The organism is Hyalangium versicolor (assembly GCF_020103695.1).
Classification (GTDB): domain Bacteria; phylum Myxococcota; class Myxococcia; order Myxococcales; family Myxococcaceae; genus Hyalangium; species Hyalangium versicolor.
Genome location: NZ_JAHXBF010000009.1, coordinates 20,241 through 39,091, shown reverse-complemented (window position 1 = coordinate 39,091; position 18,851 = coordinate 20,241). Strand labels below are relative to the sequence as shown.

The 18,851-nt window shown below is 65.3% G+C and carries 5 protein-coding genes; all 5 read right to left on the bottom strand.

Annotation, left to right across the window (positions count from 1 at the left end; genetic code table 11):
• Positions 1-102: 102 nt before the first annotated feature.
• Positions 103-357: a hypothetical protein gene (locus tag KY501_RS19680; protein WP_224364743.1), complete on the bottom strand. Its 255-nt coding sequence runs from the start codon at positions 355-357 to the stop codon at positions 103-105.
• Positions 354-11,801 carry an RHS repeat-associated core domain-containing protein gene (locus tag KY501_RS19675; RefSeq protein WP_224364742.1) on the bottom strand — a complete coding sequence of 3,816 codons (11,448 nt, stop codon included), beginning with the start codon at positions 11,799-11,801 and terminating at the stop codon, positions 354-356. Before KY501_RS19675 ends, KY501_RS19680 begins: the two co-directional genes overlap by 4 nt.
• Before the next feature lie 227 nt (positions 11,802-12,028).
• Positions 12,029-13,528: a M20/M25/M40 family metallo-hydrolase gene (locus KY501_RS19670; protein ID WP_224364741.1), complete on the bottom strand. Its 1,500-nt coding sequence runs from the start codon at positions 13,526-13,528 to the stop codon at positions 12,029-12,031.
• An 86-nt stretch (positions 13,529-13,614) separates the two neighbouring features.
• Positions 13,615-13,962, bottom strand: coding sequence for an STAUR_1299 family protein (locus tag KY501_RS19665; RefSeq protein WP_224364740.1), 348 nt, complete (start codon positions 13,960-13,962; stop codon positions 13,615-13,617).
• Positions 13,963-14,029: 67 nt separating this feature from the next.
• Positions 14,030-18,742, bottom strand: a complete 4,713-nt coding sequence (locus KY501_RS19660) for an Ig-like domain-containing protein (protein ID WP_224364739.1) — start codon at positions 18,740-18,742, stop codon at positions 14,030-14,032.
• Positions 18,743-18,851: the final 109 nt, after the last annotated feature.

Genomic DNA, 18,851 nt, shown 5'->3' with positions numbered 1-18,851 from the left:
CCCTCACTCGGCCCCTGCTACACCAGAGATGCAGCAGAGGGCGAAATAGTTAGAGAGAGGTATTTTGTGGATCGCGTTCATCTCTCTTTATCTCAGTTCCGTTCACTTGCCCAGCCAAGGACGAAGAAGCCTATTAAATTCCTCGTCGCTGAGCCCGCCGTCGCTCACCCGGCTCCAAGCACCCGACTCCAGTAAGATGTGAAGCGGAAGAGAAGGGAATGCACGCTTGAAATAGGTCACAAGAGTGCTTTGCGAAAGGCCACCGCTGGTGAGTTGGTCCAAGAGTTCAGCAAGCTCAACTGCAGTGCGCTGCTGCTTTTGCTCGCGAAGGGCAGTCACAATTTCTTCTTCGTTCATTCGGTGAACTCCACAATAACCTTGTTCTCTGTATTGGTCACTATCCGGGCCCGAGTAAACCCATTCTTTGCGGCCATATGCCCCGTGAATGTGCGAGTCTTTGCTGCCTCTTCCTCTGGCAGTCCATCCTTGAGTCCCGCATGAAAGCTATTGTAGTTGTCTGCTATGTCGCCTCCGCCAATCCAAGTTCCTCTCACGCCTTTGATGTTGGTTCGGCCAAATGCACTCATTGCCTCATTGAACATCTTGCCTCCTGTCGGAGTGTTGGGACCAGTCTTGATGTAGAGATTGAGAAACCCATTGTTGTCGAGTTCGGCTATTAAACCGGCGTTGCCATCCACGTATTTGTAGAGCGTTTCTCTAGAGCTTAGCAGATTGGGAGAGTTCCCTGCGACTTCGTTGTTATTCCCGAACGAAGTCCCAGAGGCTTGGGCGACTGAATGGCTGGTGCCTATGGGACTGCCGTTCGCTCCTTCCTTGACTTCAACTCGTGCTGCAGAACTCTTCCTTCCCTGTATGAACCCTGTCGCTGAGCGTCTTGTTAGGGTTTCCTCTGCGAAAGGCAGGAAGGGGCCGGTGGCGAGATCAAGGCCTGATAGGACCGCGTCGCGGCACGCGGAGGGATCATGCTCAAACGCACAGCCATACGCGCCTGTGGCGACACCGGTGGCGTCAATCGAAGCCTCGCCAACAACAACTGCTCCACCTGCGAAGCCCAGCTTAGTCATAGCCGCTTGATAGAGAGCAACTATTCCTCCTGCTTCAACCACTGCAGCAATGCCGAATCCAACCATGGGGCCTGCTACTGCTGATCCAAGCATGAAGTTTCGAGTTTCGCATGCTTTCTCGTTCTCGGTGCTGCATGCCGCCGTGATCTGCATCGCAGTAGAGGCTTGGCGGTCCCAGAAGGCAGAGCCGTCCGGTGCATGACCTGTGCGATCCACATACCTCAGAGGATTGACATTGGCATATGCGTACCGGTGCAGACTTGGTGCGTCTGCCAATGTTCCCTCGAAGGAATCCCGACTGATGAATCGTCCAAGATCGGAGGCGTAATATCGTGCCCGAGCATAGGTGAGGCCCGTTTCCACATCGAACAGGTGTCCGGTGTAGCCGAGTTTGAAATCCTCGACTGACGGTTCCGTTCCTCCGCGGTAGCCTCCCCATGCGTCGTACTTTCGGATAGCCACTGCCTCGGCAGTAAGTGAGGTGGCGTCGGATGGGCTCCCTAGTGCATCGGTGTTCAGGAAACGAAGGGTAGTTTGAGTGCTTGTGCTGTCGCCGACTGCCAATGGCTTCTGCGCATAGTGGTAACGTCGCTTTGTGTGTTGATGTATGTCTTGCTCTTGGAGGACAAAGTCATCGTCGAGCACGTACTCCACATTCTCTGTTACGGTGCGGCGCCAGGTGCGCTGGATATTGGCGTCGTAATCATATCGTCCCACTTCTTGGTTGTTGTCGCTCACGGTTGCTAGCGTGTTGCGGATATCCCACCAGAAGGAACGAGTGTGTGTAGACGAGACAAGAGATGAGAGATTGCCATTGGCATCGTAGCTAAGTTGGTGCTCTCTGGAGGGATCCACCTGATCGGCAAGGTGCATCAGCCAATCAGCACGGTTGAACGTTCCAGAGGTGTCCCGTGAGAGCTGGCCAGCGGGAATCGAGTCGAAGGCTTCTGGACCTAGAGATGGGACGATGGAAGAAGGGGCATCGCGCTCCCCGATACGATTGCCGACGGCGTCCAGGCGATAGAGAACTGCTCGACCATCGGGGTAGGCCACTCCCGTGAGCCTGTCGAGGTCATCGTAGCCGTAGATCGTCGTCTCGGGCGTCTCCAGTACGCCCGTACCGGACTGGGTGCGTGTCTCTGTTTGGCTGAGACGGTTGCCGTTGGAGTCATAGTCATAGTCAAAGCGGCTGCGCAGTGTGCCGCTGGACGTACAGTCCTCCGAGATACTCCCTTGGGCCAATACGATGTGGGTGAGTTGGTCCGAAGTGTCGTAGCAGCGCATCTCCGTCAAGCCATTGGGCAGGACCGTGCTCTTTGGCAGCGAATCGGGCCAGTACTTGAAGAAGGTGGTACCCTCGGGAATGGTGGCTTCCGAGAGTCGGCCGAGTGCGTCATACTTGTAGTTCGTCGAGACGCCGTCTGGGTCGGTGACGCTCTTTCGCTCGCCTCCCGAGTAATAACTGTAGGCGAGAAGCTTGTTCGAAGGCAGCGTGGTGGAGTCGAGCCTGTCGAGCTTGTCATACGTATGGCCGGTGTGTTGCTGAACCACGGCGCTCACATCGGTCCGTTTGGTCTCGATGATGTCGGTGAGGTTGCCGTTCTGGTCGTACGTGAAACTCTGTGCCTCGATGGACGGGTAGGCCCTCGGCAGGGCGTGGTTGGAGTAGGTGCGCGAGCCCAGACGATTCAAAATCCCGTAGACGGAGGTCGTCTTCTGCCCCTTGGCATCGGTGAAGGTCTCCAGGTTGCCGTTGGAGTCATAGGTGGATCGCCAGGTTAGGGTACCCTTGTCGAACAGGGGCTCGGCTCCCGGTTCGAAGTAGGGCACGCGATTCCTGTCCGCCGCGGTCAGACGCCTGTGCGCGTCGAGGTGGACGTGCTCCGCAATCCGGTGGCCGAGGTCGTCGAACTCGAATGTCGAGAGGTTCTCGTTGGCATCCTGCTTCGCCACGAGGTTTCGCGTGGTGTCGTAGACGAAGGAGTAATGGCCCTCCAGTGCATCGATGACGTCCGTGAGTGTTCCTACCTCGTCATACGTGTAACGGGCGACGTGCGTTCCTGTGCAGATTTGCTCTTGGAGCTGCGCCACCGTGAGACCCACGGCCTGCCCGTGCCCCAGCATCGGGTGGCCCAGCGGGTGTTGCATGCACAGCAGGTTGCCCGTGGCGTCGTAGGCGCTCGCCGTGACTCGCTCCAGTGCATCCTCGGAGCGCACCTGCCGGTTCAGTTCGTCGTACGTCCAGCGGTTCGTGTAAGGCTTTCCCGTGCCTCTCGGGCCCAGTGTGGAGATGCGGTTGCCGACGGCGTCGTAGGTGTGCGTGGTGGTTGCCTCGTCCTGCGTGCCGACACCTCGCGTCTCTGTCTGCATCCGGCCCGCTGCGTCGTAGCGATAGCGGCTCGTGTGATTGTTGGGGTCAATCCGAGCCACCACCTGGCCTGCGGCGTTGTAGGTCGTCGACTCGCTGCGGACATCGTCGCCGAGCCCTCGCGTCTCGCTCATCAGTCGACCCAGGCCGTCACGCAGACGCACGGTAGGAATCTCGCGCCGGTCGACCAGGGTCTCCGTGCGTGAGGCGTCGTCGTACGTGCTCGTCTGGGTGTAACGAGCCGTGCTCTGATTGAGCTCGAAGTCTCGCTGCGTCTTGAGCCTTCCCACGGTGTCGTACTCGTACCGGGTCGTGTATCCCTTGGCATCTCGTGAGACCCGGAGGTTCTGCGCGTCGAAGCGGGACTCGCGTACGTGGTTTAGCGCATCCTCCACGCGCACCTCGCGGTGCATGCCGTCCTGGACGTGCACGGTCTGCTTCAAGCGAGCGTCTTGCTCCACCACCTTCACCAGTCCGCTGTCGGCCTCGGGCGTGTCCAGATAGAAGCGCTCCAGCGTCGTGAGAAGCTCTCCTTCGTTCGAGAGGCTCTCGACCAGTTGCTCGAGCGCAGGCCGGCCCGCGACGTCGTAGCCCGTGGTCTGGACGATGCCTCGTCCGTCGGTCTGCTGGAGGGTGTGCCCCTCGCCGTCGTAGACGAAGGACTCGGTGACGCCCATGGGCTTGCGCCGCTCCAGCAGCCGCCCCAGTGCGTCGTGCGTCTCCTCGGTCCGCCGGTTCAGCGCATCCACCTGCGCGGCCAGGTTGCCGTGGGAGTCGTACTCGAAGCGGGTGAGCAGCCCCAGCGCGCTGCCCACCTGCGGGTCATCGGGCTGACGCGTCAGCGTGTGGCTCGGCTCGGCCGCTGCATCCACGGCCTGTTGGTAGACCCGGTCCAGATCGTCCTTGAACACCACCGTCAAGAAACCGCGGGTATCCTTCGTCGCGACCGCGTTCTGGTCATCGGCGTAGGCCGTGGTGGTGGTGAGGGTGCTCGTTTCGGTCCCCACGCTCTTGAACGTCTCCGTGCTCTCGAAGGGACGGTTCAGCCCGTCGTACTGCGTCGTGCGACGACGCTGTTCGACGCCTCCCGCCAGCCACTTCTCGAGCCTGGGATTGCCGTTGAAGTCATACTCGCGACGCTCCTCTCGCCCCTCCGGATCCTTCGTGGATACGAGCCGGTTGGCGAAGTCGTATGTCTGCACCGTCTTATGCTCGTTCCCATCCACGCTGAGCGTTTTGTTGCCCACCAGATCGAAGCGGGCGAGCGTCTCGTAGCGCCGCGGGAGCGCATCCAGATCCTGCCCAGGCACCATCGGTCCCTGCGTGCGCACCACGCGATACAGCGAGTCGATCCTGTAGTCCGTCCGATGTCCGTGGATGTCTGTCTCGAAGAGACGATTGCCCGCCGTGTCATGGCCATACGTGGCCACCACGCCTTCCTGCCCGACAATGCCTTCCACGCCGTTCTGCAACAGGAAGGTGTTGCCCTCCGCAGGCGCCATGCTCACGCGCACGGGGCGGTCGCCGAAGTCATACTCCGTCGTCGTCTTCACACCCCGCCTGTCCGTGACGGTCTCCCGGTTGCCGGCCTTGTCGTAGCCGTACTTCGTCACGAGCGGGCTCAGCAGCCCGCCGCCGGACTCCGTGATGGTTTCCACGCGGTCGAGCGCGTCCAGGGTGTAGAGGCGCTCGAAGCCCGTGGACAGGGTGTATTCACGGCGCAGCTGGCCCCCGGCGTAGTACTCGAACTCCCTCACCATCGAGGGAGAGGTACTCGTGGTGTTCACGCGAATCACTGTCTTCGGACGGTCCAGTCCGTCGTACTCCTGCTTCGTCTGATGGCCGAAGGTGTCGGACTCGGTCTTCAGGCGCCCCCGGGCGTCGAACTCCCGGATCGTCTTCACCGTCTTCGAGCCCTTCACCGCGACGGTCTGCTCACTCACGTTCCCGTACGGGTCGTAGGCGGTGATGACCGAGCGGTTGCCATTGCCATCCACCGTGGCCGTGAGGTCTCCCGTGACGGCTCCCGTCGGACACACAGCGGTGCTTCCCACGTGGCAGTACTCGCGGTGGGTGACGATGTCCTCGTCCGTGCGGAGCAACTCGTCGGCCAGCTCCGAGCACGTGGCGGTGCTCCGGGCCCGTTCGCGGTTCACTCTCGTCGCCAGGCGCCGCGACTCCATCAGCAGCCCTGTTCCCACCGGCAGGCCCGTGCGCGGGTCCTTCCCGTCCGAGTCGAGCGTGTGGACGGTGATGCGGCCCTCCGCGTCCATCTGGCACACCGGCGCGCCGAATGCGGGATCGTAGCTCCACTTCTCCACGGCCTCGTCGAGCACGTGGTCCTCGGCATCCTTCACCGGCTCGGTGGCCTCCGCACTCCCTGAGGCGGGGAGCACGGACAGGTCGGTGCGCCGCTCCACCAGGCGCCCCAACTCGTCGTACTTCATCTTCACGACGCGGCCTCGCGCGTCCTGCTCCGCCTCTCGGCGCACGTGCTCCCGATCCCACGTCGCGGAGGTGTGCGCGAGATCCATCGGTCCCACCGGGCGCGTGACGTCCACCATGCCGCCGTACGGATCCATCCGGTACACCGTGGCGGGCACCTCCGCTCGCGGACCTTTCACGTCCGTCTCGAAGGTCAGCTTCGGCAGGCCAAACACAGGCAGCGTCTGCGGGATGAGCCGGTACGTGAACTCAGTCACTGTATCGAGCGGCTCGATGACTCGCTTCACGCGCTCCTGCTTGTCGCCGAAGCGGATGAAGTCCTGCTCGCCCGGCAAGCTGTCCGAGCGCTGGTAGTACTCGTACCGGGTGGTGCGGCCGTTGGCATCCTTCCAGCTCACGAGGTTCGTCTGCAGCTCGTCATCCGGGCCGCCCACGTAGCTGTAGTGCTCCTCTCGCAGCGGGATGGCCCCCTCGCCCTCGAGACACGCGTCGTATCGGCCCGCGCTCTCCAGATCCCACATGGCGTTGTACCGGAAGCCGATGCACACCCCCAAGGGCGTGCCCTCGTCCCCCGGCGCGAGCCGCGTCGGAGCCATCGGGTTCTCATGGAGTTCCACCCGGGAGAGCTGCAGCCGGGGGGCCCCCGCTGGCCGAGCGTAGGTGAACTGCAGGAAGCGGCGGTTGCCAGGCTCCCACACCCGGGTCAGCTCATCGTGGAGCTCCGGCCCACCGTACTCGAACACCATCTCGTTGCCTTCGGGGCTCCGGATGGACAGCAGCGTGTGGCGTACTCCCTCCTCGCTGGAGACCGCGGGTCCGTAGCGGTAGTCCGTCCCATCCTGGGCTCGGAAGAGCAGCTCGCGGTGGACCGTGGCTCCCGAGCCCACCGTCTCGCCGCGGAAGCTGCCGTGGAAGCCCTTTTGGGCCTTGCACGCCGTCTGCTCGGGGCCACAGTCGAAGACCTGACCCGAGCCCTCGCCACCGACCACCATGTATCGGAAGATGCTCTTCGCCGGGTCCCCTGAGGCCAGCACGAAGCCGCCGGAGTTGTGACTCCAGCCGCGCCCGAGCACCCCTGGCTCATTGCCTCGATTCGTATAGGTTCGCGCGAACTGGAGCGCGGGACGACGGCCAGGTACCTCCAGGTCCACCACCTGGCGCACGAGGTGTCCATCCACCGTGCTCACGTCCTTCACGAACGTGTGGCCGATGGGAAGGGTGCTCGTGTCGGAGATGCGGGTGTGGAGTTCCAACTCCTCTTCTTGGGGCGTGGAAGGAGCCTCCAAAGGCAGGAAGGAGATGCGCACCTTCTGCCCGAGTGGGTTTCCGGGAGGAATACCGACGGCCAGTTTGCCGGGCCTTGGCTGCTCCGGGACAGGGACTCCTTCCTCGACCTGGCTCATCTCCAGCAGGTGGTTCTGGATGGCGGTCACGTCCGCAGCAGCCAGCAGGGTATTTCCCGAGAAGACCTTCAGGCGCCCTGTCTGCGAGGGGCAGAAGTTCAGCACCGCGGGAACCGGCATGGGCGGGACGGTGGCTGTGGAGGCCACCAACTCCTCGGCATTCTCCGGCGTCGCTGCAGACTCGAAGTTGCGCACCGGGAAGATCAGCCTGGCTGTGAGCGGTCCCTTCGCGACCGTCAGGCCTGGCGTCGCGAAGTCGAGCACCGCCGTGCTCTCTCCCACGCGCGTCCGGGCCTGGTCGGACACCTGGAAGTCGGGGGCGAGCAGTTCGAGCCGGACTCGCCCGCCTTGTGTCCCTGTCCGCAGCTTGAGCGGTATTCGGCTGATGTGCCCTTCGACCATCACGAGCGAGGTGCCGTCGACCGGGTCGCGTTGGAAGTCAGCGGGCGCGGCTTCCACCAGCGTCTGTCCCGAGAGGGCGGGCTCCTGGACGATGCGCGCGTAGAGGGGATAGCCCGCGGGATTGATGACGTGGAACAGCAGCCAGCCGTCCGGCGAGGAGATGGCACCGCACTCATCGACGTCCTCAGGACTCTGGTCCGCCCGGAGCCGAGCCAGGGTCATCAATGGCTCACGGGAGTCCACCTCCACGGAGAAGGTGTTGGAGCAGCAAACACGGCGCTCCCTGGGCTCGGACTCCTCGACCTCGGCGTAGAACCTCAGCCATTGCCGCCCGTTCTTGACGAGGTAGCGAGGCCAGAAGACGACGTTGTCCACCCTATCGATGCCCTCCAGGCGCCCGGTACCGAGCTCGTCCGGGCTGGCCGTCTCGTGGCTCAGCTCAGCACCCGTGGCACGATCTCGGATGGACATGTGGATGCGGGCGGTCTTGATGCCCAGCTCCTGGCCCGTGAGGCGGACCCAATCCCCCGTGCCATCGTCATTGGCTCGCCGCAGCAGTTCCAGGAAGTAGGGCGCTGGCGTGGAAGTCCCCGTGACCCCGTTCACTGTGGCTCCGTCCACGGAGGTCATTCGCAAGGTGTACCGGCCGAATTCCTCCGCCTGGACCGTGAACTCCGTCGAGACAGCCCCGGAGCTGGCCGTGACGGTGTACGTCGTCGGCTCCATGGCCGGAATGAAGCCGGCCCTGCCGTCGCCCATCATGTGGGTCTTCTGATCGAGGGAGACGAGCTGGTGCTCCGGATCGGAGCCCATGTACTGCACGCGAGGCGGCTGGAACTCCTCGCGTGAGTCGAAGAAGCGGGCCGTATCGGGATTGGAGGCCCAATGCACCGTCTGGTTCGCCAGCATGTTGTCGTACTGATCCCTCGCGGTGATGATCAGCGACACGCCGAGTTCGACACCCACCTCGTTGGAGAAGAAGGTCTGCGCGGGCACGAGCTTCGCCACCACGTCCGGCCGCCCTGTGAATTCGAAGGGCTCCTGGAGCGAGGCAGTGGAAGACGCCGTTGCGACGCGGGCCTGCACCACGTTGAGCCCGATCACCTGAGGAAAGGGCTGTCCCTGCTCCAAGACACCGAGATTCGCGATCTTCGTGTCGGGCAATGCGAACACCGAGGCTCGCCCCGTCGCGTCCGTGAGCACCGTGAACTTCTCGGAAGGCTGGGCATCCGGCGTCTTCGGATCCTTGAAGCGCGGCTTGGACGCGTCCGCCGTCTCGAATGTCACCGGCGCGCCCTTGACCGGGACTCCCTCTGCGGTCGTGACATAGACGGCGAGCGGGTAGGGCAGCGGCTTGCCCACGGTGCCAGTCTGGAAGTCGGTCGCCGCCACCTTGACGATGCGGGCCACCTGCTCCAGGTCATCGGTGGCCATCGGCGCGTCCGGCCGACCCAGGAGTTCGGCAAGCTCCGCGTCCGTCCACAGCTCGGGCGATACGATTGTCTGACCGCCCGACACCACCCCTGAGAGGAAGTACCCAGCTTCCTCGGTCGCAGGATCTCTCGAGATGAAGCCCGTGCCCGTCCAGTTCTCCAGCGTGAGCGGCGTGGCCGGAATGTCCACCTGCCGCCCTCGTGCCAGCTGATCCTCCACGGCGCGCAGCACCTCGGGCGTCGCGGACAGACCGGTCACCGCGCCATTGGGCTGCAAGTGAAGGATGGGGATGGGGATGCTTTGCGCCGCTGCCTCCTGGAGCACCGAGACGCTGGACACTGCCGGTTCACCAGTTCCCTCGGTGAGGACGCGTGCCTCCTGGAACGAGCCCTCATAACCCGCTAGGCGCAGCAGCGCCGCGCCTCGCCCAGGCTTCAGCTCCACCGGAGTCATCGCGCGGAAGTCGGCGTCCACCTCCAGGCCCTTCCACTCGAGCCTCCGGCGCACCCCGAGCACCTCGTCCACCCGCACCTGGTTCTGCACGAAGACGATGTTGGCCGTCGGCCGCACCGGGATGACTTGCAGCAGCCGCGCGAGCTCGTCCTCACCCTGTGTCCAGGCGTTCGCGTAGGCCGCCGCTCGCGCGTACAGGAAGCGGAGCGCAGGGCCGTCCAGGTCCGCCGAATCCAGGCTCGCAGCCTCCTGGTGCTTGTTGCCCGGAGCCCCCACTCCGATGGCAACCACGTTGCCTGCCACCACGCGGTTGTCGATGTGACGTGTCCCTCCGCCGGGCAGCAGCACCTCCAGTGACCACTGGTACGAAGTGCCCAGGCCCACGCTGCGGCTCGACACCGCCATCTCGCGACCGTTGATGCGAACCACCGGGCGCACCTCGACCAGCGACGCGGGCGCCGCGTAGAGCCCCCCTGCCAGCGAGATGATTTGCGCATCCGTCTCGGTCGCGGGCACGTGCGTCAGCACCGTCCGGTGGCCCGTCACCTGATGGAGCGGGAGCTTCAGCTCGAAGAGAAGGCCCGCATCGTTCCAGGCCGTGAGCTGGACCTGCTGCTGGAGCGACTCAGGCAGGAAGGCGGACTCACCGTGGACCGCAAGCACCTTGTAGGGCAGGGAGCCCGGCAGGAGCGGCAGCTCCTCCTTCCGAGGCACCACCGTCCACTGCATCTGCGAATAGAAGATGTCCGGGTGCTGCGTGGTCAGGTAGCTCTCCACCCGCCCGCGCACGAACTCCACCATCGACTTCTGCGTCGGTCCGCTCAGCCACGTTGCGGTGAGAGAGTCCGGCGTCTCCTTCAGCGCCGTAAGCGCATCCAGCACCGGAGGCGTGGCAGCCGCCTTTGCCTGGCCCGTCAGCGACGTCTCCAGCGCCACCCACTGCCGCCCCACCTTCCCGTTGCCCACACCGCGGTACTCCGCAAAGTCGACATAGGCCTCCACCCAGATGCGCACCAGGTTCACCGCCGCCACCCGGCCGCCTCGGACCACCGGCTCGTACGGAATCGCCGCGGCGTTCAGCGCCTGCACCACCTGCGCACTCTTCTCGGGAGAGAGCGTCCAGGCCGTGCCCCCAGAGGTCGCCGCATCGAGCTTCGCTACCTCTTCACCCTTGAGCATCCCCAGGGAGGCAGCGATCTGCTCCACGGACAGCTCTACCGTGCCGTGGATGAAGCGCGCCGGAGTGCCCTGGGCTCGCAGCAGCGCCACCAGCAGCGCCGAGAGGTCCGCATCATTGCCGCGCCGCTCCCTCAACGTCTGCGTCGAGCCCTTGATCGAGCCGAAGTACCAGTCCAACCGCGTTTCGTTCTTCACGAAGTCGTACGCGGCCTTCGCCGTGCCCAACTCCTGCGCCTTCGTGACAAGCTCTGCAGAGAGTTCGACCTCGCGGCCTTCGGCGGCGTCATCGAGCATCGGCTCCGAGTTCAGCGACAGATAGGCCGGAGTCATCTGCGCCGTGGGCATCGACCCGGCCTCCGCGCCTCCCTGCACGTACGTCAGGTCCGCGCCCAGCACCGGCTGCTCCGTGCCGCTCCAGCTCCGCAACTGCGTCTCGAACTGGGACAACAGCTCCGAGGCGTCTCCCCCTCCGCTCGGCAGCAGGTGCCAGGACAGCCGGTCCGAGAAGGAGTCTCCACCGCCTCGCAGCGCCGTGGATGTGCGCTTCGCCAACTCCTCCGCTTCGGCGCTGCGCTCCTTCAGCAAGGCACGTTGTTTCTCGAGCCGGGCCTGCACCTCCTCCCGCTGAGAGGAGCCTCCCAGCAGCGCCTCCACCGAGTCGAGGTGGCGCATCGCCGCGTTCCTTCTATCGGTGAGCGTCGAGGAGAGCTGCTCCGTCCGCTCGGCGGCGCTCCGGCAGGAATTGAGCGTCTCCGGTGTGTCGGAGCCTCCCGGCAGCAGTCGCGCCCAGAAGCCGGGAGGCGTCGAGCACAGGGAGCGCGCCTCACTCAGTGTTTCCAGGGAGCCCGTCGGGGCCAGGTGCTGCTCGGCGGCTCGGTGACGGGCTCGCAGTTGCTCGAAGCGGCGCGTTCGCTCCTGGAGCGCCTGCATGTCCCCCTGCACCTGGGGCGCGGGCGGAGTGAGATCGATCTCTCTCGAAGCGGGTGGGGTGGACTGCAGGGCGGCAAGGACGATGAGCAGGGCAGGGACCATGAAGTGCCTCCCAGGCCCCGGATGTCGGGATGGGGCGTGAGGTGGCTGGCCCCTTGTGCAAGCCTTGGACCTATCCTGTTTTCAAGGGTTTGGACGTCCAGGTACTCAGCCTGAGTCCACGGCCGTGGACGGTGCAGTCCACGATCTCGGACTCCCCCGTTCCCAACTGCTGGAGGTACCGCAAGCCAAGGCACCTCATGCCGCTGCCCTGAGTCTCAGCCCTGCAGCTACTTCCGGCCGCGCTTGCCGGCGGCCCAGTCCTCATAGACGTTGAAGGATTTCATCTCCTCCATCAGGGATGGGGTGTGGACCAGCTCCTCCACCTGCGCTCGAGAGTGCCGGGCCAGCTTCACATCCGTCTGCGCGAAGCCATAGGCGAGCGCTGAGAGGATGGCCGCGTTGAGCCGGAGCTGGCGCACGTCGCACTTGTCCAACTCGTCCGAGCGCGCATGGTAGTTGGGGCCATAGAGGGCGGGCTCCTGGTTCGCCACCAGGTTGGGCACACCGTGCAGCATGAAGTCGAAGTTGTCCGTGCCGACGATGGGCTCGTCCACCTGCGTGAAGGGCCCCAGCCCCTGCACCGGGCCGAGCGTCTGATCCACCAGGGACACGAGCTCGGGGCGGCGGCCCGTAAAGAATCCGGTGATGTGCCCGCAACCGATGTCCAGCGAGGCCGCCATCACGTGCTTGTCCAGCTCCGCCTCATGTGTCCGCGTGTAACCCCACGAGCCGTACATGCCCTGCTCCTCGCCGTTCCACAGCGCGAAGCGGAGTGTGCGCGCGGGTTGGATGCCCAGCCGCCGCATCTGCCGGGCGATGTCGATGAGCACCGCCACGTTGGCCCCATTGTCCAGCGCGCCCGTACCCAGGTCCCACGAGTCCAGGTGGGCCCCGATGATGACGACCTCCTCGGGTCGGCTGCGGCCGCGAATCTCACCGATGACGTTGAAACTTGTGTAGGCGGGGCCGGTCTGAAGGTCGAGCTCAGCGGTGAACGTGAGTGCCTTGCCAGCCCGCAGCAGCCGCTGCGCTCGCAGCGCTCCATCGCGCTCCATGACGAGCATGGGCAGCGTGTTGCGCTCGCCCGTGGACACGTTGTGCCGGTAGAGCAGGTTGTTGGGCCGCGAGCCCATATAGGCCACGCCCGCCACACCCGCGGCGTACGCCCGCTGCTCGATGGCTGAGGCCTCCCTGTACTCGCGGAACAGCCCGTCGATGTCCTTCAACTCCTCGGTCTCCACGAGCACCCAGGCTCCACGGGCCCGGGCTCCAACCGATTGGAAGTCCTTGTCCGTTCCCTTGCCCACGGACACCAGCGGCGCCGTGAATCCTCCCTTGGGCGTGGCCTTGGAGAAGGGCATGGCCGCCACGCGCGGGGTATAGCTGATGCCCTCTCCGCGGACGGTGGAGCGAGCCGAGCGTTCCAGCCAGAGCGAGGGCATCTGGAAGGGCTCCTTGCGAGCCTCCACCCCCGCCTCACGGAACCGCGCGAGCGCCCATTCCACGGAGCGCAGGTTGGCGGGGGCGCCCGTGGCCCTGCCGCCGATCTCATCGGTGAGCGATTGGAGATCGCTCACCAGGGGAGTCTCCTCGAAGAAGGCCGCCAACAACCGGGGCAGCCCGGAGGGCTCGGAGGGAGGTGCCGTGAGCGGTGCCGCGAGGGCTGGAGCACCGAGGAGCGAGAGGCCGAGGAGGAAGGAGCGCAGGGAGCGGTGGATGGGGAGCAAGGGGATCTCCGAGGACGGAAGGCAGGGCAGCCTATCCGGCTCGCGTCACGGGCGCTCCTGAAGCGAGGCGTTTCCGGCGGTGAGGCCTACCGGGGGCCGTAGCGGCGCTTGAGCTCGGCCAGGGACAGGCCGCTCCACTCGGACAGGAGTTGGAGCGCATCCCGGGCATGGATGAAGTGGAGCGTGTCCCCGGAGAACACGGAGAGGAACACGCCACCACAGCCGGGCAGCTTCGCGCCCACGGACTCGAGGTAGTCCACGAGCTTGGGCAGCGCGCGATCGAGCAGGAAGGCGCGAGGATTCTCGGCCGGGAGTAGGAGCTCGTAGCTCTTCAGGTCTCCCTGCTCCTCGCGGGTACGGGCGATGGCGGAATTGGCCTCGGCGGCGGGCGCCTGGGCGAAGGCGAGGCGGAGAAAGGCGTCAGCGTCGGTCATGGTGGGCTCTCCACCAGGTTCCCACCACGACCGGACGCAGTCCGCAAGAGGCTCCCGAGTGGAGTGCTCACCAGGGGCAGTCGACGACCTCCACCGTGCGAGTCACGGGCGGCGCGGCATTGCCCCCGCTGTCCGTCACCGCATAGCGCACGGTGTAGACACCCTTCATCCAGCCATTCACCCAGCCGATCCGCTGCACGGTGGGGGCCACGTTCCCGTAGCACGCATCAATTGACTCGACGCCCGGGTCCACCCAGGCCGTGCCGCAGCGGTGGGTCTGCTGCGCGGTGCCCAGGAGCTTGAGCGTGGGAGGCGTCCGGTCATCCACGGTCACGGAGCGGATGGCGCTCACGGTGTGGCCCACCGAGTTCCAGGCCACGTACTGCACGGAGTAGGTGCCCTCGGCATGGGTGTTGGGGCCGGGGCCGGAGGAGTCGTTGCCCGAGTTGTAGGTGTGCACGTCGACCGGGCCGCATGCGTCCCAGGCCTTGGCGCCAGGGTCCGTCCACGTGTCCACGCCACACTCCAGCGTCATGGAACTGCTGCCGTTGAGCACCAGGGTCGGCGTGCCGGGAGGCACCGTGCAGGAGGTGGAGGCCTGCACATTGACCTTCACCAGCGCGGAGGCGTAGCCGGTGCGGATGGTGACGAAGCCTGTCCCCGCCGTGGCGCCCGTGGTGAGCACCGTGCTGGCCGAGCCCGAGCTGGTGGACACGTGCGTCGGAGCCACCGTGCCCACCGTGGTGGAGAAGACGACCTCGGTCGGAGCCGTGAAGGGGTGGCCGAACTGATCCTGGATGGCCACGTCGATCTGCCGGCTCTGGCGGGTGCTCATCGTCAGCTCTGCAGGGGCGATCAGCACGGCCGGGCGCGGCAACTGCACGCTGACATGGAAGGTGCTGGTGATGCGATTGCCGTAGGGGTCCCGAGCCTCGATGGTGACATCGCTCTCCGCCTCCACACCGGGCTGCGGGAAGATGTCCACGTTGGCGTCGCCATCGATGCTCACTCCCACGCGGGGATCCGTGCTCACGATGAGGCGGTACGCGATGGCGGTCACGGGCAGGCTGAGGTGCGTGGTGTAGTCGCGCAGGTTGAAGGCATCGTCACGGGAGGTGTTCGTCTCCAGGATCTGGTCCGGCAGTCCGCCGAAGACGAGCACGCTGAAGAATGAGCCCGCCGAGTAGGGAAACGTCTGGTACGCCCGGAACTGCTGGTCGGCGAGGGACGGATCCCACGGGCTGTAGAAGTTCACGCTGTCCAGGATGTAGGGGCCGTCCACGCCGTTGCTGCGGATGGGCGCGCCGCCGTAGACGAGGGACAGCCGGTGCACGCCGAGGGTGAGGAAGACATCGCCCGTGGTCTGCCACTGGAGGAGCGAGCCGTATCGGTCGATGAGGCGCGCGTTGAGGTTGTAGAGGCCCGCATCCAGCACCTCCACGTCCACGCTCACGGTGAGGTTGTCGTACAACCCATCTCCGTCCAGGTCATGGGCTTGATCGCCATAGTTGCCCACGATGCGAAGGCCATTGGACAGGAGGGTGCCTGGGGTGAAGCTCCACGAGACGGGGCTCGCCAGCGCGTTGCCCGCGGCGTCGGTGACGGCGGTGTCGAGGCGAGCGGTGTAGCGGACGCCGGGCTGTAGGGGTGCGCTCGCGATGAAGAGCGCGTGCCGCACGGAGTAGTCGTAGATCACCTCACCCGCCACGGGCGTGCCGCTCGGGTCCAGCAACTGGAAGCTGCTCGTCGTCAGGGTAGTGGGGTTCAGGTCCTCGTCGAAGTCCGCCTGCACCAGGGCATTGAGGGGAACGCCGAGGGCCCCGTGAGGAGGGCTGGTCTTCAGCACGCGGGGCGGAGTCGAGTCCGGGCTGGTGGTGAAGTGCCAGGTGTATTCCGTGCCCAGGGTGTTGCCGTGGAGATCCTGCACGGAGGCGTCCAGGCGTGCGGTGTACTCCTGGGCGGGCTGCAGTGGCGCCGAGGGCGTGAGCGTCGCTTGGCGGCTGGCCGCGTCATACGTCACCGTCGCTGGCACCCAGCCAGCGAAGCCCATGAGCGAGAAGGTGCTCCCGCTGATTGAGTCTCCGAGCATGTCCGAGCCGAACTGGACCTGGACCGTCGTGGTCAGGGGGACCTGGGTTGCGCCACTGGCGGGCAGGGTGCTGGCCACGGTGACGACGTGGACGATGGACACCGAGCGGGTGGCGAATGCCGAGTCGAAGCCATCGGTCACGAGTACTCGGAGCTGTTGGGGACCCGTGGGGAGCAGGGAGGTATCCAGATCGAAGTGTGTGTCCGGGGTGATGGGGGTGAGCGGAGTCCAGTTGCCGTTCTCGCCCAGGACCTGGAGCTGGTAGCTCAGCAGGGGAGGAGCGTCTTCATCCTGTCCCGCCCAGGAGATGCTCCGTACGCCACTCAGGGTGTCGCCATCGCTCAGGCCCGCGAAGTCCACCGTGGGAGGGTGGGGGCTGCGTTGCTGGGTGGTGAGCGTGTTGCCATTGCAGCTGACGCGCAGGCTCCGAGCGGCTTCACTCCACGGCAGGCTCACCGAGAAATAGGCCGGGCCGGCGGCGACGGTGGGGCCATGCGCGGCCTCGGGCGGTGGATCCTCGAGGTACTGCGGCTCGGGCTCGGTGATGGGAGTGACGTGGTCGGAGGCCAGCACGGCGCCACCGCCGTCGAGCAACTCCACCACGCACGTGCCGCTGGGGGAAGGCGGATCATTGGGCACTTGCTGCAGGTAGGCAGGCTGCAGCGCTGCGGTTCCCCGGTCCAGGTCCACGAAGCCGGAGACGATGAGGTAGTTCGGGGCCTTCGTCGCCGCGGAGGCCGAAGGCAGGAGGGAGGAGGCGGCGAGAGAGACGGTCCCCAGCAGGGTGGCGTAGTCATCGTTGTGGACCCACTGGGTACCGGTGGGCTGGAGGGTGGTGTGCATCAGCGAGATGCTCGCGTTCGGGCTCTCCAGGTTGGAGCGGTTCTTGCGGAGACGAACCTGGAAGCCCTCGACGCCCTTGCTGTCGTTGCGATGCTTGGCGGTGGGATTGTTGGCCGTGCTGATGCCGAAGACGTGCCCTGTCTCGTGGGCGATGGTGCCGTCGTTGGCGTTGGTACCGGCCTGGTGCATGAACACCTTGCCCATGGCGAAGGCCGTTGCCCCGGGACAGAAGGTGTTGGGGACGGTCGCGGCGATCATCGAGGCGCCACCGCGCAGCGAGTCCAGCCGGGCGTAGGCGCACCGGAACTCGGCCATGAGCATGAGGCTGCTGCCGATCGGACAGGAGACTTCGGAGACCTGGGTGGTGGTGCTCGCGCAGGTGCCCGCGGTGTTGCCGGTGAAGGTGTAGCCGATGGAGTAGTCACCCTTGTTGGTGAAGGTGGTGCTGAGGACGGGGAAGTTGTCGGTGATGAGCTGGGCACCGGCCGTCATGGTGTTGGTGCCCTCGGTACGAGCCGCCGCGGGCACCCCGCCGTTCCAGAGGCCGTCCTTGAGGAAGTAGTAGTTGAAGCTCAGCCGAGGCGTCTTGCCCGAGCTCGCCAAGGCGAGCGTCTGCGTGTACTTCACCGGCGTGGCGTTCGTCTGGGGGCGGGGCGTCACCTCCGCCTCGTAGGTGAAGCTGGCGCTGGGCGTCTGGTAGAGGTTGATGGTGTGCTGCGCGGCCTCGCGCTCCGCGGCGGTGTAGCGGTCGGGGCGCTTCAGCGTCTGTGTCTGCGTTTGCGTCAGGCTGCCCACCTTGAGCCGAGCCTCCACCTCCAGGTCCCTCACCTGATCGTCCGCGTGGACGTCCGTGTGCTGCTTCCACCGCAGATAGAGGCGCGCCACCGCGGGCTTGCCGGCCACCATGGGCTGGTTGCGCGCCGTCTGGAACACGGCGATCTCCAGGCCCGGGCAGGACGTGCTGGGCGGCAGGCACACCGAGCCGGAGCCATAGTTGAAGGCATCCGTCAGGCTCAGGTCGGGCACGGTCCAGAAGTACCAGACGGAATCCGAATCCAGGATCGCTCCCGTCTTGCTGGTGACTCCGCTCGAGCCGCCCTTGACGGTGGCGCGGTAGCGGACGCCGTCCTTCAAGTCCGCGCCGGGCACGAAGCGGAACTTGTCTGGAGACAGCTGGGAGAAGGAGCCGCCCACGGGCTGCCAGGTGCCGCTCGGATCCCGGTACTCCAACTGGAACGTGCTCGGGGTGAGAGTGGCGGGATCGTACTCGGCGGTGAAGGTGACGGTCAGGTCCACGGCGCCGGCGTGGAAGTCGCGGTTCTTGTCCTGGTCCTGCGGCGTGCTGGCGAGCACCTTGAAGCCCACCTTGGCGCGCACTTCGATCCACCCCACGCCCACGCACCAGCAACCGGTGTTGGTGGCGTCCGTGTCGATGAAGATGGCGTTGGAGCCCTGGACAAGCTGGCTCTTGTCGAGCGGCCAGGTGTTGATGCTCCAGGAGTCATTGGCCCCCGTCACCTGTCCGAGCTGGTGGCCGTTGAAGGACATGAGGTCGACTTCCGGCCCGCCCGAGCAACCCTGGGTGTCGTTGTAGTCGACGTCGTAGTTGCTCATCGAATACGAGATATCGGACATGGACTGGGGATCCGCCGGCACCTCCAGGGTGTAGGAGTGATCAGCGAACGAACATCCCGAGTAGATCTCCTGGCGCCATACCGTGTAGCCGTCGCCAGCCAGGGTGCGCTGCCAGGAGCCGAGGGGAACGGGCCAGTAGGGCGTGGAGGCCTCTCTCCGGTCCTGGGCAGAAGCGGATCCAAGAGGGAGTGCCAGCACGACCGCGAACAGCACTCCCGTGAAACATCTCATGCAATGCCAGGACATGTTCCCCCCCAAGTTTGATACGCGAGGGCTGGTAACACGGGGGGCAGTGCACGCAGAGTCCGGCGGGAGTGCGACG